The sequence below is a fragment of the Nonomuraea sp. NPDC049750 genome (genome assembly GCF_040659625.1).
GTDB lineage: Bacteria > Actinomycetota > Actinomycetes > Streptosporangiales > Streptosporangiaceae > Nonomuraea.
This window is the reverse complement of the sequence record NZ_JBFANB010000012.1, coordinates 254819-270946: the sequence shown is the minus strand read 5'-3', so window position 1 is coordinate 270946 and position 16128 is coordinate 254819. Positions and strand designations below refer to the sequence as shown.

The 16128-nt window shown below is 69.0% G+C and carries 13 protein-coding genes; 6 read left to right on the top strand and 7 right to left on the bottom strand.

Annotated elements, in window-relative coordinates:
* Positions 1–39 precede the first annotated feature (39 nt).
* A complete protein-coding gene (hrpA, locus tag AB0J16_RS29730; RefSeq protein ID WP_358545231.1) occupies positions 40–3909 on the bottom strand; it encodes an ATP-dependent RNA helicase HrpA in 3870 nt (1289 codons plus the stop codon).
* Positions 3910–4298: 389 nt separating this feature from the next.
* Positions 4299–5012, bottom strand: a complete 714-nt coding sequence (gene ppgK / locus AB0J16_RS29725) for a polyphosphate--glucose phosphotransferase (protein WP_358545229.1) — start codon at positions 5010–5012, stop codon at positions 4299–4301.
* Positions 5013–5232: 220 nt separating this feature from the next.
* Here ppgK and AB0J16_RS29720 point away from each other — a divergent pair, with 220 nt between their 5' ends.
* A complete protein-coding gene (locus tag AB0J16_RS29720) occupies positions 5233–6261 on the top strand; it encodes a TIGR03118 family protein (protein ID WP_358545227.1) in 1029 nt (342 codons plus the stop codon).
* Positions 6262–6592: 331 nt separating this feature from the next.
* On the opposite strand, the gene AB0J16_RS29715 is transcribed toward AB0J16_RS29720, so the two are convergent.
* The 3 genes from AB0J16_RS29715 to AB0J16_RS29705 are packed head-to-tail and all read right to left on the bottom strand — an operon-like array spanning position 6593 to position 9333.
* Positions 6593–7183, bottom strand: a complete 591-nt coding sequence (locus AB0J16_RS29715) for an HAD-IA family hydrolase (RefSeq protein ID WP_358545225.1) — start codon at positions 7181–7183, stop codon at positions 6593–6595.
* On the bottom strand, positions 7180–7785 hold the full coding sequence (locus AB0J16_RS29710) for a response regulator transcription factor (protein ID WP_358545223.1): 606 nt from the start codon (positions 7783–7785) through the stop codon (positions 7180–7182). The genes AB0J16_RS29715 and AB0J16_RS29710 overlap by 4 nt, the downstream gene beginning before the upstream one ends.
* A 24-nt stretch (positions 7786–7809) precedes the next feature.
* On the bottom strand, positions 7810–9333 hold the full coding sequence (locus AB0J16_RS29705) for a carboxylesterase family protein (protein WP_358545221.1): 1524 nt from the start codon (positions 9331–9333) through the stop codon (positions 7810–7812).
* A 129-nt stretch (positions 9334–9462) separates the two neighbouring features.
* On the opposite strand from AB0J16_RS29705, the gene AB0J16_RS29700 reads away from it, so the two are divergent.
* Positions 9463–10281, top strand: coding sequence for a DUF4253 domain-containing protein (locus AB0J16_RS29700; RefSeq protein ID WP_358545219.1), 819 nt, complete (start codon positions 9463–9465; stop codon positions 10279–10281).
* A gap of 359 nt (positions 10282–10640) precedes the next feature.
* Here AB0J16_RS29700 and AB0J16_RS29695 read toward each other — a convergent pair whose 3' ends face one another.
* Together AB0J16_RS29695 and AB0J16_RS29690 are read right to left on the bottom strand one after the other, a co-directional pair.
* The gene (locus AB0J16_RS29695) at positions 10641–11471 is read right to left on the bottom strand and encodes an SAM-dependent methyltransferase (protein ID WP_358545217.1); all 831 of its coding nucleotides are present in this window, start codon (positions 11469–11471) and stop codon (positions 10641–10643) included.
* Positions 11472–11645: 174 nt separating this feature from the next.
* Positions 11646–12893 carry a Scr1 family TA system antitoxin-like transcriptional regulator gene (locus tag AB0J16_RS29690; RefSeq protein WP_358545215.1) on the bottom strand — a complete coding sequence of 416 codons (1248 nt, stop codon included), beginning with the start codon at positions 12891–12893 and terminating at the stop codon, positions 11646–11648.
* Positions 12894–13228: 335 nt separating this feature from the next.
* On the opposite strand from AB0J16_RS29690, the gene AB0J16_RS29685 reads away from it, so the two are divergent.
* Genes AB0J16_RS29685 through AB0J16_RS29670 form a run of 4 tightly spaced genes read left to right on the top strand, consistent with a single transcriptional unit; the run spans position 13229 to position 16049 of the window.
* Positions 13229–13888 (top strand): hypothetical protein, encoded by a 660-nt coding sequence (locus AB0J16_RS29685; RefSeq protein WP_358545213.1) that lies wholly within the window; start codon positions 13229–13231, stop codon positions 13886–13888.
* Complete coding sequence (locus tag AB0J16_RS29680; protein WP_358545211.1) at positions 13885–15480, top strand: MFS transporter; 1596 nt, start codon at positions 13885–13887, stop codon at positions 15478–15480. The genes AB0J16_RS29685 and AB0J16_RS29680 overlap by 4 nt, the downstream gene beginning before the upstream one ends.
* 11 nt (positions 15481–15491) lie before the next feature.
* Entirely contained in the window at positions 15492–15821 is a 330-nt protein-coding gene (locus AB0J16_RS29675) for a hypothetical protein (protein ID WP_358545209.1), read from the top strand.
* A 30-nt stretch (positions 15822–15851) separates the two neighbouring features.
* Entirely contained in the window at positions 15852–16049 is a 198-nt protein-coding gene (locus tag AB0J16_RS29670) for a hypothetical protein (protein WP_357940570.1), read from the top strand.
* The last annotated feature ends 79 nt before the right edge of the window (positions 16050–16128 follow it).

The following is a 16128-nucleotide window of genomic DNA, read 5'->3' as shown; positions in this document are numbered from 1 at the left end:
GCTCGCTCAATCTTCAAGGCGTGAGCCGCTCCATCTATCTCAAAGCGTGAGCTTCTCCATCGCCTTGGCGATGCGCTTCTCCGACACCGGCGTGGGCGTGCCCAGCGTCTGGGCGAAGAAGCTGACCCTCAGCTCCTCGATCATCCAGCGGATCTCCAGCACGTCCGGATCTGAGCGTCGCGCCGGGTGGAGCCGGGCCAGCAGGTCCTCATAGGCGTCCTCCACCTTGTGCACCCGGTCCATCCACTCCTCGTCCCGCCACGGCTCCTCGGGGAGCTTGGTCAGGCGGCGTTCGATGGCTCGGATATAGCGGAGTATGTCGGGTAGGCGGCGATAGCCCGTCGCGGTGATGAAGCCCGCGAAGACGAGTTTGCCCAGTTGGTCGCGGACGTCCGAGGTGGAGGCGCTCTGCCGTAGGGCGTCGAGACGGGTGCCGATCGCGTGCCACACGGTCAAGATCTGCTCCGTGCGCCCCAGCACCTCGGCCGAGGTCTCGTGCACGTGCGCGCGTACGTGCTGATAGAGCCGGTCGAACGAGACCGGGTCCCAGGCGGGGCCACCCAGGTCGAGCATCAGCTTGTCGATCGCCGCGTTGACCACGTCGTCGAAGAGCGCCACGGCGCCCCCGTGCGGGCTGCGCGAGAGGGCCAGTTTGGCCTGGTTGGACAGGCCGCCCAGCAGTGACTTGGCCGGGTTGGTGACGTTGAGCAGGAGCAGGCGGCGGGTGCCGGGCCAGTGGGAGCGGCGCTGCTCGGCCTCCGTCTCGAAGATCTTGATCGACACGGAGTCGCCGTCGTCCACCAGCGCCGGGTAGCCCTTCATGCGGCCCTGCTCGAAGACCTTGGGCAGGGTGCCGAAGCTCCAGGTGTGCAGGCCCGACTGCTCCAGGTCGTCGGCGGCGGCCGAGAGCGTCTTCCGCAGGCGCGGCGCCAGGCGCCGCTTAAGGGCGTCGAGGTCCTTGTCCTCGGCGATCGTGCGCTTGCGCTCGTCGATCACCCGGTAGGTGATGCGCAGGTGGTCGGGGACCTGGTCGAGCTGCCAGGCGTCGTGCGGCACGCGTACGCCGGTCAGCCGCAGCAGCTCCCGCTCCACGGCCTCCAGCAGGGGTTCGCCGCCTTGGCGTACGCCTTCGAGCACCTGCTTGGCGTAGTTGGGGGCGGGGACGAAGTTGCGGCGCAGGTGCTTGGGTAGCGACCTGATCAGAGCGGTGATCAGCTCGTCGCGCAGGCCGGGGATCTGCCAGTCGAACCCGTCGGAGCTGACCTGGTTGAGCACCTGCAGCGGTACGTGCACCGTGACGCCGTCGGCGTCGGCGCCGGGCTCGAACTGGTAGGTCAGCTTCATCCGCTGGCCGAGCTGCCGCCAGGCGTCGGGGTAGTCGTGGACGCTGACGTCGGCGCCCTCGTTGACCAGCATCTCGGGCGAGTAGGTCAGCAGGTCGGGCTCGGTGGTCCTGACCTTCTTCCACCAGGAGTCGAAGTGGCGCGCGGACACGACATCGGCGGGGACGCGCTGGTCGTAGAAGTCGAACAGGGCCTCGTCGTCGACCATGATGTCGCGCCGGCGGGCCCGGTTCTCCAGCTCCTCGACCTCTTCGAGCAGCTTCCGGTTGTCCTGGAGGAAGCGGTGGTGACTGTCCCAGTCGCCTTCGACGAGCGCGTGCCTGATGAACAGCTCGCGTGACAGGTCAGGGTCGATGCGGCCGTAGTTGACCTTCCGCCCGGTCACCAGCGGCACCCCGTACAGGGTGACCTTCTCCAATGCGATCACCGCGCCCTGGTTCTTCTCCCAGTGCGGCTCGGAGTAGGTACGTTTGACCAGGTGCTGGGCGAGCGGCTCGACCCAGTCGGGTTCGATCTTGGCGTTGACCCTGGCCCACAGCCGGGAGGTCTCGACGAGCTCGGCCGACATCACCCACTGGGGCTGCTTCTTGGCCAGCGCGGAGCCGGGGAAGATGGCGAACCGGGCGTTGCGGGCGCCGATGTACTCCTGGATCGGGCGGCGCCCGTCGGGGGCCCGCTTCTCCATGACGTCCTTGACGCCGATGTGCGACAGCAGGCCCACCAGCAGCGCGGCGTGCACCTGCTGCGGGTCGGCCTGCTGGCTCCCCGGCTGGGCGCCGAGGGACTGGCGGATCTGGCTGTAGATGTCCTGCCACTCGCGTACGCGCAGGTAGTTGAGGAACTCCGACTTGCACAGGCGGCGGAAGGCGCTGGAGGACAGCTCGCGCTGTTTGTCCCGCAGGTGGTTCCACAGGTTGAGATAGGACAGGAAGTCGGACTCCGGGTCGGCGAAGCGGCGGTGCTTCTCGTCGGCCTGCTGCTGCTTGTCGACGGGCCGCTCGCGCGGGTCCTGGATGGACAGCGCGGCGGCGATGACCATGACCTCGCGCAGGCAGCCGTTCTTCTCAGCCTCCAGGACCATCCGGCCCAGGCGCGGGTCGACGGGCAGCCCGGCCAGCTTGCGTCCGATGCCCGTGATGCCGCCCTGGCCGTCGAAGGCGCCCAGCTCGTGCAGCAGGCTCACGCCGTCGCGTACCTGGCGGCGGTCCGGCGGCTCGACGAACGGGAACGCCTCGATGTCGCCCAGCCCGATCGAGGTCATCTGCAGGATGACCGAGGCGAGGTTGGTGCGCAGGATCTCCGGGTCGGTGAACTCCGGCCGCTTGAGGAAGTCCTCCTCCTCGTAGAGCCGGATGCAGACGCCGTCGGAGGTACGGCCCGAGCGGCCCTTGCGTTGGTTGGCGCTCGCCTGCGAGATGGCCTCGATCGGCAGGCGCTGCACCTTGGTGCGGTGGCTGTAGCGGGAGATGCGCGCGTAGCCCGGATCGACGACGTATTTGATGCCCGGGACGGTCAGCGACGTCTCGGCCACGTTGGTGGCCAGCACGATGCGGCGGCCGGTGTGGCGCTGGAACACGCGGTGCTGCTCGGCGGCGCTGAGCCGGGCGTACAGCGGCAGCACCTCGGTGTTGCGGAAGTCGGCCTTGTCGAGCGCGTCGGCGGCGTCGCGGATCTCCCGCTCGCCCGACAGGAACACCAGGATGTCGCCGGGACCCTCGGTGACCAGCTCGCGGCAGGCGTCGACGATGCCCTGCGTCTGGTCGTCGTCCTCGTCGAGCGGCCGGTAGCGCACCTCGACGGGGTAGGTGCGGCCCGAGACCTCGACGATCGGGGCGTCGTCGAAGTGGCGGGAGAATCGCTCCGGGTCGATCGTGGCGCTGGTGATGATCAGCTTGAGGTCGGGGCGCTTGGGCAGCAGCTGCTTGAGGTAGCCGAGGATGAAGTCGATGTTGAGGCTGCGCTCGTGCGCCTCGTCGATGATCAGCGTGTCGTACTGCTCCAGCAGCCGGTCGTTCTGCAGCTCGGCCAGCAGGATGCCGTCGGTCATCAGCTTGACCAGGGTGCGGTCGCTCGCCTGGTCGGTGAAGCGCACCTTGTAGCCGACCGCCTGGCCCAGCTCGGTGCCCAGCTCTTCGGCGATGCGCTCGGCCACCGTACGGGCGGCGATGCGGCGCGGCTGGGTGTGGCCGACCAGGCCCCTGACACCGCGGCCCAGCTCCAGGCAGATCTTCGGGATCTGGGTGGTCTTGCCGGATCCGGTCTCCCCGGCGATGATCACGACCTGGTGGTCGCGGATGGCCGCGAGGATGTCGTCCTTGCGCTGGGATACGGGGAGATTTTCCGGATAGCTAATTTCTGGTACGGCTTCGCGGCGCCGGGCGAGGCGTCGCTCGGCGCGTTCCACGTCGGCGAGGATCTCCGCGGTGATCTTGTCCCGGGCCTCGCGGGAGCGTACCCGGCGCACGCCGTCGAGCCTGCGCCGCAATCGCCGCTGGTCGCGCGGCATCAACTCGGGCAGGCGGGACTGAAGCTCGGTGAGTGGAGAGGACAACGCAGAGGTTCCCATACTGCTATCAGGATATTTGAGCTCCGCGTCCCCGGAGCCAACCCACCATGCTGCCCGACGGCGCCGGTGTCCGCATCCGAATATCCGTCGACGGTGATCGCCCAGGTAGGGCCCGCGCTCGCTGGTTGACCGTGATCGCCCAAGACGGGCCCACTCTCCCCAGAGTTGTCGCCTTGGACGACCACGGTCACTAATGAGACTCCCGAGAAGCCCATCAGGTTGCGCTCCGGACCAACCTTTCTTGATCACCCAGGTCGGAGCGTTGCGAAGAAGACGGTCTCACCGTCTCGTACCGGCGCCCGGCCTGCTCCACCGGAGGAGCGTCTCCCTGGACAGACGCCAGCCACGGGCGGCGGGTGGGGCTCACCGTGCCGTGCCGTAAAAAATAGCTATTTGACGGCGAGAGCCGCTCCTATGATGCCCGCTTCGTTGCGCAGGCGAGCGGGAACGACGGCGGTGTCCACGTGCACGTACGGAAGGAACTTGTCCGCCTTCTTGCTCACCCCGCCGCCGATGACGAACAGCGACGGCGAGAAGAGCATCTCCACGTGCCGCAGGTACTCCTCCACCCGCCCGGCCCACTTCTCCCACCCGAGGTCGTGCTCCTCACGGGCGTGATCGGAGGCGCGGCGCTCGGCGTCCTTGCCGTGGAGCTCCAGGTGCCCCAGCTCGGTGTTGGGTACCAGGACGCCGTCGACGAACACCGCGCTGCCGATGCCCGTCCCGAACGTCAGCATGATGACGGTCCCCATCCGGTCCCGGCCCTCGCCGAACCTCATCTCCGCGACGCCGGCCGCGTCGGCGTCGTTGAGTACGGTCGCGCCGTCGAAGAGCTTCCTCGCGTCGACGCCGATCCAGGAGCGGTCGACGTTCGCGGCCGTCATGATCACGCCGTCCACGACCACACCGGGGAACGTGACGCCGACCGGGCCCGTCCAGTCGAAGTGCTTGACGATCTCCACCACGACCTCGGCCACCTCACGCGGCTTGGCCGGCTGCGGCGTGGGGATGCGCAGGCGCTCCTCCGTCAGCCGCCCCGACGCGGTGTCCACGGGGGCGCCCTTGATCCCGGATCCGCCGATGTCAATGCCCAAAACTTCCATGTACCTCAACTCCCCAGGAAAACGCCCGATTGACGTCCAAGGCCAATATTTCTGACCGTTACTGAACCGCACTTGCGTCCCCCACGTATCTCCGGCCACAAGCGCTAACAAGGAGGCACGGATGCGGCTCCGCATCATCACACTCTGCGCTGGTGCGGTCGTCTTGAGCACGACCCTCACCGCCCCCGCACAGGCAGCGACGAATACCAAGTTTGACGTCGTGAATCTCATTTCCGACATCCAGGGGAAGGCAGCAGTCCACGATCCTAAACTGGTCAACCCGTGGGGACTGGCCATGGGCAAGACCCTGTGGGTCTCCGACACGGGCACCGGCACCGCGACCGTCTACTCCGGAGCGGGCAGGAAGGAGGCGACCGAGGTGGCCATTCCCGGTGGCGCTCCGACCGGCCAGGTGTTCAACTCGGGCGAGGGCTTCACCGTCAAGGGCAAGCCCGCCACGTTCATCTTCGCCAGCCCGAGTGGCGCGATCACCGGCTGGAACGCCGAGGTGGACCCGAAGAACGCGATCATCGCGGCCTTCACCCGGGGCGCCGACTACAAGGGCCTCGCGATGGTGAACACCGACGACGGCGACTTCCTGCTGGCCGCCGACTTCGCCAACGGGCGCCTCGCCGCGTGGAACTCGGAGTTCGAGAAGATCAACCTGTCCCGCAGGGCGTTCAGGGACCCCTCGGTCCCCTCCAACTACCACCCGTACAACGTGACGTTCAGCGGCGGCAGCGTATGGGTCGCCTATGCCCTGCGGGACTCGCAGACCGGCAAGTCCATCGCGGGCTCCGGCAAGGGTTTCGTCAGCCGCTATAACGTGAACGGGCGCCTGGTCGGGCGCATCGCGCGTACCGGGCTCAACGCCCCTTGGGCCGTGACCGCCGCGCCGAAGCAGTTCGGCGCGTTCGCCGGATCGGTCCTGGTCGGCAACTTCGGCGACGGGACGATCCACGCCTACCGCGGCAACCGCCACCTGGGCGCGCTGCGCGATGGCAACGGCAGGACGGTCCAGTTGCCGGGCCTGTGGGACCTCGAGCCGGGCACCGCCGCCACCGGCGGCGAGAACGCCCTGTGGTTCTCCGCCGGCATCGACAAGGCCCAGCACGGCCTGGTGGGCGTGCTCCGGCCCGCCGGCACGGGATCGCAGGTGAGCACGCCTTCGTCGAGCCCCACGCCGACTAACCACTCGTCGCACAAGCCGTCGACGACGTCCAGTCAGTCTCCGTACGGGAGTTACTGACCGGACCCGCTGAACGTTTCCGGCACGGCAGGCGCGAGCCGTGCCGGAAACAAGCTCTTGTTTTTGTACGAGTTATGTAGGTCGTTTATGCGGCTTGGACGGGATAACACGCATCCCGTGCAAGTCCATATGCATTTATGATCATTCTTCCCAACGGACCGTCTCCTTCCACTCGGCCGAAGGGGGTTTCGCTCCAAGAGACCTCAGCCACGACGGGACGTTTCCCTTTCGCTCCCCCGGAGGGGGCATCCCTCGCAAGAACCCCAGCCACCACCGGTCGGCACAGGGATCGAGACGGTCGTGTGACGAACCCCCCGGGGAACCTCGGTCGCTAGTCGAAGAGCCCGGTGAGCGCGGGAGTCAGGTCGGCGATGCTCCGGTAGTGCACACCGGTCATCCCCAGGGCCGTGGCGCCCGCCACGTTCTCCAGCCGGTCGTCGACGAACAGGCAGCGCTCCGGCGCGACGCCCGCCAGCTCTGCCGCGAGCTCGTAGATCCGCCGGTCGGGCTTGGCCACCCCCACCCGGGCACTGCTGACCACCGCGTCCGCGAAGTAGGCCAGCCCGAGCCGCTCCAGGTGCTCCTCCAGCGTGTCCATGGCGTTGGTGACCAGCACCACGGGCACCCGCCCCTGCGTCCGCGCCAGCAGCCCCCTGACCTCCTCGTCCACCCAGAACGGCACCGCCGCGAACTCGGCGGCGGCCCGGCGGGCGCGCTCGTCGCCGCCCAGCGCCACAGCGATGGACTCGACCCACTGGGCCTCGGTGATGTGACCGAGCGTGGCGGGGCCGATCAGGTCCGGGTCGAAGGCGGTCTTGCGCAGGGGCAGGCCATAACGGGCCTCAATGTCGGCCTGAACCGCGTGGTCGAAATGGCGGAGCACTCCATCGAGATCACAGAGAACCGCGTCAAAGGGGGTCACAGCCACCCATTGTGCCGTGCCAGCTGGGCGGCCTCGATCCTGTTGCGGGTGTTCGTCTTGCCGATGGCGGACGACAAGTGGTTGCGTACCGTGCTCTCCGAGAGGTGCAGCCGCGCCGCCACGTCCGCGATCGTGGAGCCGTCGAGCGCCGCGGTCAGTACGTCGCGCTCGCGATCCGTGAGCGGGCTGGGCCCGGCGTTCAGCGCGGCGGCGGCCAGGGCAGGATCGAGGATCCGCTCCCCCGCCACCGCCCGCCGGATCGCCGCGGCCAGCTCCTCAACCGGCCCGTCCTTGACCAGGAACCCCGCCGCCCCCGCCTCCATCGCCCGCCGCAGGTAGCCCGGCCTGGCGAACGTCGTCAGAATCAGCACCACGCACTCCGGCAGCGCGGCACGCAGTACGGGCAGCACGTCGAGCCCGCTGCGGCCGGGCAGCTCGATGTCGAGCAGCGCCACGTCGGGCCGGTGCTCCGTGGCGGCCGGCACGATCGCGTCGCCGGAGGAGACCTGGGCGACGATCTCCAGGTCGTCCTCCAGCCCGAGCAGCAGCGCCAGGGCGTCGCGCATCATCCCCTGATCCTCGGCGATCATGACCCTGATCACGACGCCTCCCCTCGCGCTGCGCGCCTACTTCCAGAAGGCCAGCTGGTGCTCGGCAGCGTAGTCGACCGGCCGGACGGCCCCCGGCGCCAGGGACAGGGTGCCGGACGAGACTCGCGGCCAGGCGGGCAGCCCGCGGCCGTTCGGGTCGCCGGTGCGGGCGAAGTTCGTCCAGTAGCTCATCATCTGCCCGGACAGCTTCTCCTGGGCGGGCGACAGCTTGGCCTTGGTCTCCGGGAAGATGTACGGCAGGTCGCCGGCGTGGTAGGCGCCCCAGTCGAAGTCCGCCTCCAGCGGCAGGAACATCGGCGCCTTCCGGTCGGCGAACTCGTAGCCGTAGACCGGCGCCTTCTTGGCCAGCAGGGCGTTCTGCTCATGGGTGGCCCGGGCCCACATACGATCGGTCAACACGGTAGCCCAAGCAATACTTGGCGACTTATAGCGATTTACCGGATATTTCCGGGCAATTCTCTCAGCCTTCGCCCCGAACGCATCTTTTAGCAATTTCCGGTAATCCGGAGAGGTGCCCTGGACGTCGTAATTCATCCCGACAAAGATCCGGTGTTCGTCCTTCGTCGTCCCGGCCAGGACCGGCATCGGGCTGGTGTGCCCCTTCCGCATCGCGTCGGCCGGCGACTCGGGCAGGACGTCGTTGCCGTACGCGTACGACTGAAAGGCGTTCATGATCTGCGGGACCTCAAGGATCTTCTTGACCGGCAGCGCGCGCAGGCACGCCAGGTCCGAGCAGCCGAGCTGCTTGGCGTACACCTCTCCTATAGCGCTCACCTGTGCGGCGGGCCGCCACGCGAAGGACGGCAGGGCGGGCACGCCCGGCACCATGCTGTTGGCGGGCATGTCCATCAGGGTCTCGCCGCTCTGCATGATCGCGCGCTGGAACAGGCCCTTCGCGCCCGGCGAGGATAGCTGGCCGCCGATCGACAGCGCGCCGTAGGAGACGCCGAAGGCGGTCACGTTGCCGGGGTCGCCGCCGAAGACCGCCGCGTTCCGCTTGACCCAGCGCAGCGCCTCCTGCTGGTCCTGCAGGCCGTACGTGCCCGAGTCGCGCAGCCCCGGATAGCCGAACCCGCTGAACACGCCGAGCCGGTAGTTGATCGTCACGACCACCACACCCTTGGCGGCCAGCTTCCGCGCGTCGGAGAAGTGGCCCGCGCCGACCGCGCCGTCGCCGTGGATCCACACCATGACCGGCCGGCCCTTCCCGGGGACGGCGGGCGTCGTGACGTTCAGGAACAGGCAGTCCTCGTTGTCGCTGCTGGTCGGCGCGTAGACGGTGCCGACCTGCGGGCACATGGCGCCCGGCTTGGTGGCCGCCCGCACTCCCTGCCACGCGGGCGCGGGCTTCGGCGCCTCCCAGCGCGCCGCCGTGGCGTACTTGATGCCCTGGAACAGGCGGTTCGTCGTGGTCACCGTGCCGCGCACGGTTCCCGACGCGGTCTCGACGACCGCCGGATCCGCGACGGGCCCGGGTTCGCCGACGGACGTTTCGGCGCACCCCGTGAGGAGTACGGCCAGCGCTAGCAGAATCTTCATGCCTCCACGGTCTCGAGGCCGGGGCGCCGGCAGAAGATTCGCCTGTACGGGATCGCCCAGGACAAAAGTCCTGACGCAACGGTCGGCATTACCATCTCCGAGACAGGATTCGGTACTGAAACGGTGGGCATGAACGATCACCAGCTGCCACGTGAGGTGTGCCAGCTGTTCGCCGACGGCGGCAGAGGGCGGCTCCTGCCGGTCGGTCTGCCCGAGGGCGACGTCGTGTGGCCCGACCCCGGCTACACGCACCAGGGCGAGGCGTCCAGGCCCGCGTTCTGGATGAGCGACGAGGCCGTGACGGGCGACGACTGGGCTCGGTTCCGGGCCGCCCACGCGCGCAGCGGTCTGTGGCCCGTTCTGCTGGACGAGTCCGCGCAACCCTGGTCGATCGGGCAGATCGTGCCGGACGAGGCGCTGATGATAGATCACTTCACGGCCGAGGGGTTCATGGCCGAGGTGTGGCAGGAGTGGGTCTCCCAGATGCCGCCGGACGCCCTGGCGGAGCTGGAGCCGTTCGGAGCGCTCTGTCCGGGTCCTGCCCCGCCGGGCGTGCTGATAGCCGATCCGGGGGCCGTCGCCGACTGGTACGCCCGTGAGCTGTCAGCCAGGGGCCTGCCGCTCGGCCTGGTCGCCGCGCATCGGGGTGCCGACGCGCTGGCCGTGATGGGCTGGCAGGGGGCTTTGCACCACAACGAGTGGATGGTGCCGATGGCGGCGGTGGTGCGCAGCTGGGAGGACCGGTTCGGGATCCGGGTGGTGGGGGTCGGCTTCAACACGCTGGAGCTGAGCGTCGCCGCGCCGCCGGTCGAGCCCGAGCACGCGCTGCATGTGGCGGCCGAGCACTGGACCTTCTGCCCGGACAACGTCGTCCAGGGGCCGGGGGATCTCCAGAGTTACGCGGAGCAGATCATCGGGCGGCATTACTGGTCGTTCTGGTGGGACTAGGCGGGGGTTCGTCACGCGACCGTCTCGATCTCTGTGACGGTCTGCGGTGGCTGATGTCCTTAGGAGGGAAACCCCCTCCGGGGGAGCGAAAGAGAAACGGCCTGCGGTGGCTAGGGTCCTTCGGGAGGGACACCCCTCCGAGGGGAAAGAAGGAGCCGGTCCGTCATGGCTGGGATCCCCAGGGAGGGATACCCCCTCCGGGGAGCGGAAGGAAACGGCCTGCGGTGGCGGAGATCCCTAGCGAGGGACGCCCTTGCGGGGGAGGAGGAAAACGGTCCGAGGGTCCGGCCGGTTTGGCGGGCCGGACCCTTGGGTGCGGGCGTCCGTGTGACGGCCGCGCGGGCGCCGTGGCCGGCGGATCAGGGAAGGCGGGCCACGGCGCCGTAATTGCCCGACGAGCTCGGCTGGTCCGCGCACACGGAGTCGCCGTCGGGCCGCCAGAGCGGGACCCACACCAGGCCCGGTTCCAGCAGCTCGAGCCCGTCCAGGAGGGTCGCCACCTCCGCACGTGAGCGGATCACGTGTCCAGGCAGCGTCATCGCGAGCAGGTCGTTGATGGCGGGCAGCAGTTCGGCGGGGATTCCGTCGAAGGTGGTCTGCAGGATCGCCAGGTAGCTGCCGTCCACGACGGCGTGGCGCAGGCGTTTGATCACGAAGGAGGCAAGCTCGTCGTCGGTGAGGCTGTGGGTCGACAGAAGCAGCACGCCAACGGGCCGCTCCCAGTCGATGAACCGGGCCACGACCTCGTCGGCGAGCATCTCGTCGATCTGTCGTATGTCGCCCTCCACCACCCGTACGAGGTCGTTGAGCGGCTCAATGGTGACGCGGGCACTGGCCAGTATCAAAGGGTCGTTCTCGACATAGACGACGCGCACATCGGACGCGGCGGACGCGCCACGGGCGACGTCGTGTAACTGACGTCCGGGCGGCAGCGCGCTGGGCACGCCACTGCCGATGATCAGGAACTGGTCGATGCCGGAGCCGGCCAGGTGGGCGACCACCCGCGCCAGGTAAAGCAGAACTGCTCGCGCGGCGGAACCGGTGACCGGAACCGCCTCGTCGTAACGGCGCACCGCATCACTGTCAACCTCGAAGTGGTTCTTCCCTCCCGCGGCGGCGTCGAGTATTCGGGTGACACTCGCGCGGGTGGTGTCAAGGTTGGTCAGATTTCGGATGGCACGCTGACGCATTTGAGTGTTGCCCCTTTCCCCTCGCCGTATCTCACGGGAAAGTCGGTCCCACTGACCCCACTCAATTTGGCCCAACAATACCAATGATCCATCAACCTCAGGATCTGACAATACGAAGAACAATATTTGTTGGGAAATATCCATTTCCCGTTTTTCGTGCTAGGGAGTGTCAGATCACCGATGGCTCAGACGGTCACGGTGCGCGTACAGCAGCTCGTGCGTCTCGTCGCCCATGGTGGTGGAGACCGACAGCTTGGTGAACGCCTGGTGGTAGGCCTCTACCGCGGTCGCGTCGGTGATCACTTCGTCCGATTCGATGGCGTGGGCGCAGGCCACATCGGGCTCGAAAGCCTCCGGGAAGCGCCACATCGTGAACGGACCGCAACGGGGCAGGAAGATCGGATCGTCGATCGGCACCACGTGCAAGGAGATGTTGGGCCGCTTCGCGTACTCGATCAGCCGGTCGAGCTGAGCGGCCTGCGTCTCGGGGTCGGCGATCGAGCGCAGCAGGACGCTCTCGTCGATCACCGCCCACAGCACGGGTCCGTCGCCGTGGTTCAGCAGGGCCTGGCGGGAGCGCATCAGGCGCACCGCCGCGTCGGCCGACGCCTGGCCGAGACCGGCGCTGCCCGACACCTCGATGGCGGCCCGCGCGTAGGCCTCGGTCTGCAGCAGCGGGGGGACGATCTGGGTCTGGTACGTGCGGATCAGCGACGCCCGCTGCTCCAGGGCGTAGGTGGCGGCCATCCAGACGGGCACTGAGCCGGCGTCGTACCAGGAGGGCGGGCGTTCGCCGCGGGCCAGCGACAGGACGTATTCGCGGGTGGGCAGGGCGCTCACGCCGTAGAGGGTGAGCAGGCGCTCGACCGTGACGGGCGCGGGCGCGACGCGGCCCTCCTCTATCGCGCCGATGGCGGCGGCCCCTCTGCCCAGGGAGGTCTCGACCTCCTCCGGCGACATGCGCGCGATCAGCCGCAGGTTGCGCAGGCGGTCGCCGAGCGCCTCACGCTGCGGCGCGGTCAGCGGCGCCGCCGCCTCAGGGATCTCGGCAGTAGCGGGGGGCTGGTCGGGCAGCCCCTCGGCCGCGCGCGCGAGCTCGATCACGCCGCGCAGTACGGTCAGCGACCCGTCGGACAGCCCGGAGACCGACGCGCCGATGGCGGCGGCCCGCAGCTGGAGCTCCTCGACCGCGCCCGAGTCCGTGGCGTCCTCGCCCAGCAGCCAGCCCACGCTCACCTGTAGGCAGGCGGCCAGGGCGCGCAGCACCTGGAGGGTCGGGTTGGTCTGCTTGCCCGTGCGCAACTGGCTGACGTAGGCGCGGGTGATCGGGATGCCGGCTTCGGTGAGGGCCGCGGCGAGTTGCGCCCCCGTGAACCCGCGCTTGCTCATAGCGAGACCGAGTCGCTCGGCGAAGTTCGCCACTCGTACCTCCCAGCCGCCAGGAGCCTCCAGCGTAAAGGAAGCCTGGCTCGCCGTCCCCTGCCCTGCGGGGCGCGAAACTCCGCAGGGGGAGGTCAACATATACGAAAACTGTCAGTTGACACAACGAGCTGGGTACACCCACTATCGTACTGATCGTGGTAAGTGAGACTTGACAGCCGGAGGGTTCTGGAGAGTCTCCGGCGAGGAGGTGGCCGGACGTGACCGTCGATTCCGTCGATTCCAAGGTCCGTTCCTGGTTCTCGAAGAATCCGGCTCCCCCCGCGCAGGCCAGCGTGATCAGACGCGTCTGCGCTCGGGCGGCCCCTGAAAGGAACGTGATCCATGTAGCAGAGCTGCCACTCGGCGGCGTACAGGTCTGGGTGGAGGACACCCCTGACCGCTGGAGCGTGCAACACCGGATGGCCCGCGAGCTGAGGCTCGCCGGATGGCACACGGAGGCGAGCGCCGATCGCCTGCTGGTGCTCGGCTGGAGCGCCGACTGCCTCCACCACCGCGCCCGCATGCTCGCCTCGGCGCTGCGGGGCCGGCTGGCCGACTTCGACCAGACCGCGGTCATGGCGGTCATGATCGCCAACCCGCTGAAGGACCGGGACCTGTCCATCGACGAGATCGTCCTCGAGGTGGAGGAGCAGCTCAGCAGGTCGCTGCGCTGGCCCGACCGGCTCGCCGATCTCGACGGCCTCGAACGCACCGCGACCGTGGAGTCGCTGCGGCTCCGGCTGGCGCAGATCGCCGGTCTGGAGGCCAAGGTGGCCCGCCGCTGTGCCGAGCACCTGAGCCTGGCCACGCAGGTCGCCCTCACGCTGGCCGGCGGCGAGGTGCCGACCAGGATCCGCGAGAACGGCCGCGACGTCGGCCTGTCCGAGCGGGTCGTGGCCGCGAGCGTGCCGAACAACAGTCCGGCGCCGGTTCCCGCCGAACCCGCCCCTGCCCCCGTCGAGCCCGAACTCAGCTACGCGGAGTCGACGCGATGACCCTGACGCCCATCCGCGAGGGCGTCGCCGGTCCCACGATGGTGCCCGCGATGCCGACCGCTCGCCGGTTCCGGGGGCGATTCGCCGTACTGCGGCTGGTCGCCTCCGGGGTGGTGGTCGCGATCATGGCGGACAGCACCGCGACGACGCTGGCGATCCCCGTGCTCAGCCGCGACCCGCTGGCGGCCGCCATGCCGCTGTCCGAGGTCACCTGGGTGAGCACGGTCAACTTCGCCGCCGTCGCCGCATTGCTCGCCACCGCCGGACGCTTCGCCGACCTGCTGGGCAGGCGCAGCGTGCTCGCGCTCGGCCTGGCCCTGTACGGGCTGGGCGCCACGACGGTCATCGCCGCCCCCTCCTGGACCCTGCTCCTGGCCGGACGGGTGGCGCAGGGAGTGGGCGCGGCGCTGATGTTCCCCGCCTCGCTGGCGCTGCTGCTCGGCGAGCTGCCCGCCAACCGCCGTGCCGGCGCCATCGCGCTGTGGAGCGCGTCGTCCGGCATCGGGGCCTTAGCCCTGCAGGCGGGCGGTGGCTGGCTGCTGACCGAGTACGGCTGGCGCGGCCTGTACCTGCCCGGCGCGGGGCTCGCGGCGGCACTGCTGATGCTCACTCCGGCATTGCCCCGCAACCGCGGCACCAGGCAGGGCGTACCCGACCTGTTCGGCGCGGTCCTGCTGATCGGCGCGGTCGCGGGAGCGGTGCTGGCCATCTCCCAGGGCAGCCTGTGGGGCTGGACCTCCGTGCGCACGCTGGCGTGCGCGGGAGGCGGCGGGCTGCTCCTGGCCCTGGCCATCGCGATCTCGTGGCGGCATCGCGCCGGAGCGATCGACATGAGCCTGTGGCGGCGTCCCGGCTTCCTGTGGGCCGGTGCCACCTCCTGCATGTACGGAGCCGCGTCCTTCGTCGTGCTGGCCATGGGGCCGCTCTACCTGCGCAACGCCGAGTTCGACGCCAGCACCATCGGCCTCTGGCTCACCCCGATCTCCATCGCCATGATCGTGTCGAGCCCGATGGCCGCGCCCATCAGCCGGCGCATCGGCGTCAACGCCGTCATCTACAGCGGTGCCCTCATCCTCGGAACGGGCTGCGCGCTGATGCTGGCCCAGCCGTCCCCGAACCTGTGGTGCCTGCTGGGCGCCGTCATGCTGGGCGCCGGGTTCGGCTTCCTGTCCACCGGAACGTTCATGGTCGGCTCGATGGCCGCCGACCCCAGCCAGTACGCCTCGGCGGTCGGCGCGATCAACACCGCGCGCATGCTCGGCGGAGCCATCGGCGTGGCCGGCGCCTCGGTGCTGGTCGACCATCCCATGCTGGCCGGACCGATGCCGGGCTTCTCCACGGTGCTGGTGGCCTGCCTGGCGGTGGCGGTGCTGCTCGGCGTCGCGGCGCTGATCCGCGTAGCCCTCGCGGCCACCAGCAGCCGGCCACGCCGTCCCTCGCTGCGCGAAGCGGAGGCGGAGCTGGTCGTGTTGCGCGGCCTGCTCGCCGAGCTCCGCGACAGCTTCGTCCAGGTCCGCAGCGAGGCCGAGCACGAGCTGGCCCGCTTCGGAGTCCGCGATCCGTCCGAGTTCCGGGCCCTTGACCAGCGCTGACAGGAGTGATCATGCTCGCGAACGAGACCCGCAGGCCGTACCCGCACCCCTATGAAGTGCGTTCGCCCAGGCAGGTACTGCCGTCCAGTGCGGCGCCCGATACAGACGACACACAGCCCGCGAGGATCCCACGCCAGAGCATCCCAGCACAGACGATCCCTCGACAGGCCATTCCTACGCAGGCCATACCTACGCAGAGCATCCCCACCCAGGCGGCCTCCGTGCCGCCGCAGACCCCGCCCGAGTTGACGGCCCGCACCGTCCACCGTCTTCGTCACATACGGCAGGTGTCGGACCAGGCGATCAGCGTGATCGACCAGGTTCTTCACCACGTGCCCTGAACCCCCCAGGCTCCTTCGCAGGAGGAACTCATGCTCACCATCCAGGTCGAATCCCCAGCAGGACTGGCAGTCGACAGACAACGGGAGTTCGCCGATACCGTGATCGGGGCAGCGGTGGATCTCCTAGGCGTGGAGCGCGGCGAGATACAGCTCGTCCTCACCGACTGGGACGAGGCACGGGCGCGTCGAGAGGCGGCTTTCTGGGCCGCGGCTTGGTCGGGTTGCTGATGCCGGCCACCCTTACCCGCCGGACGACCGCCGGCGAGGGCGGAAACGTTCTGGGGGTGTCGTTCCGCTGCCCTTACGG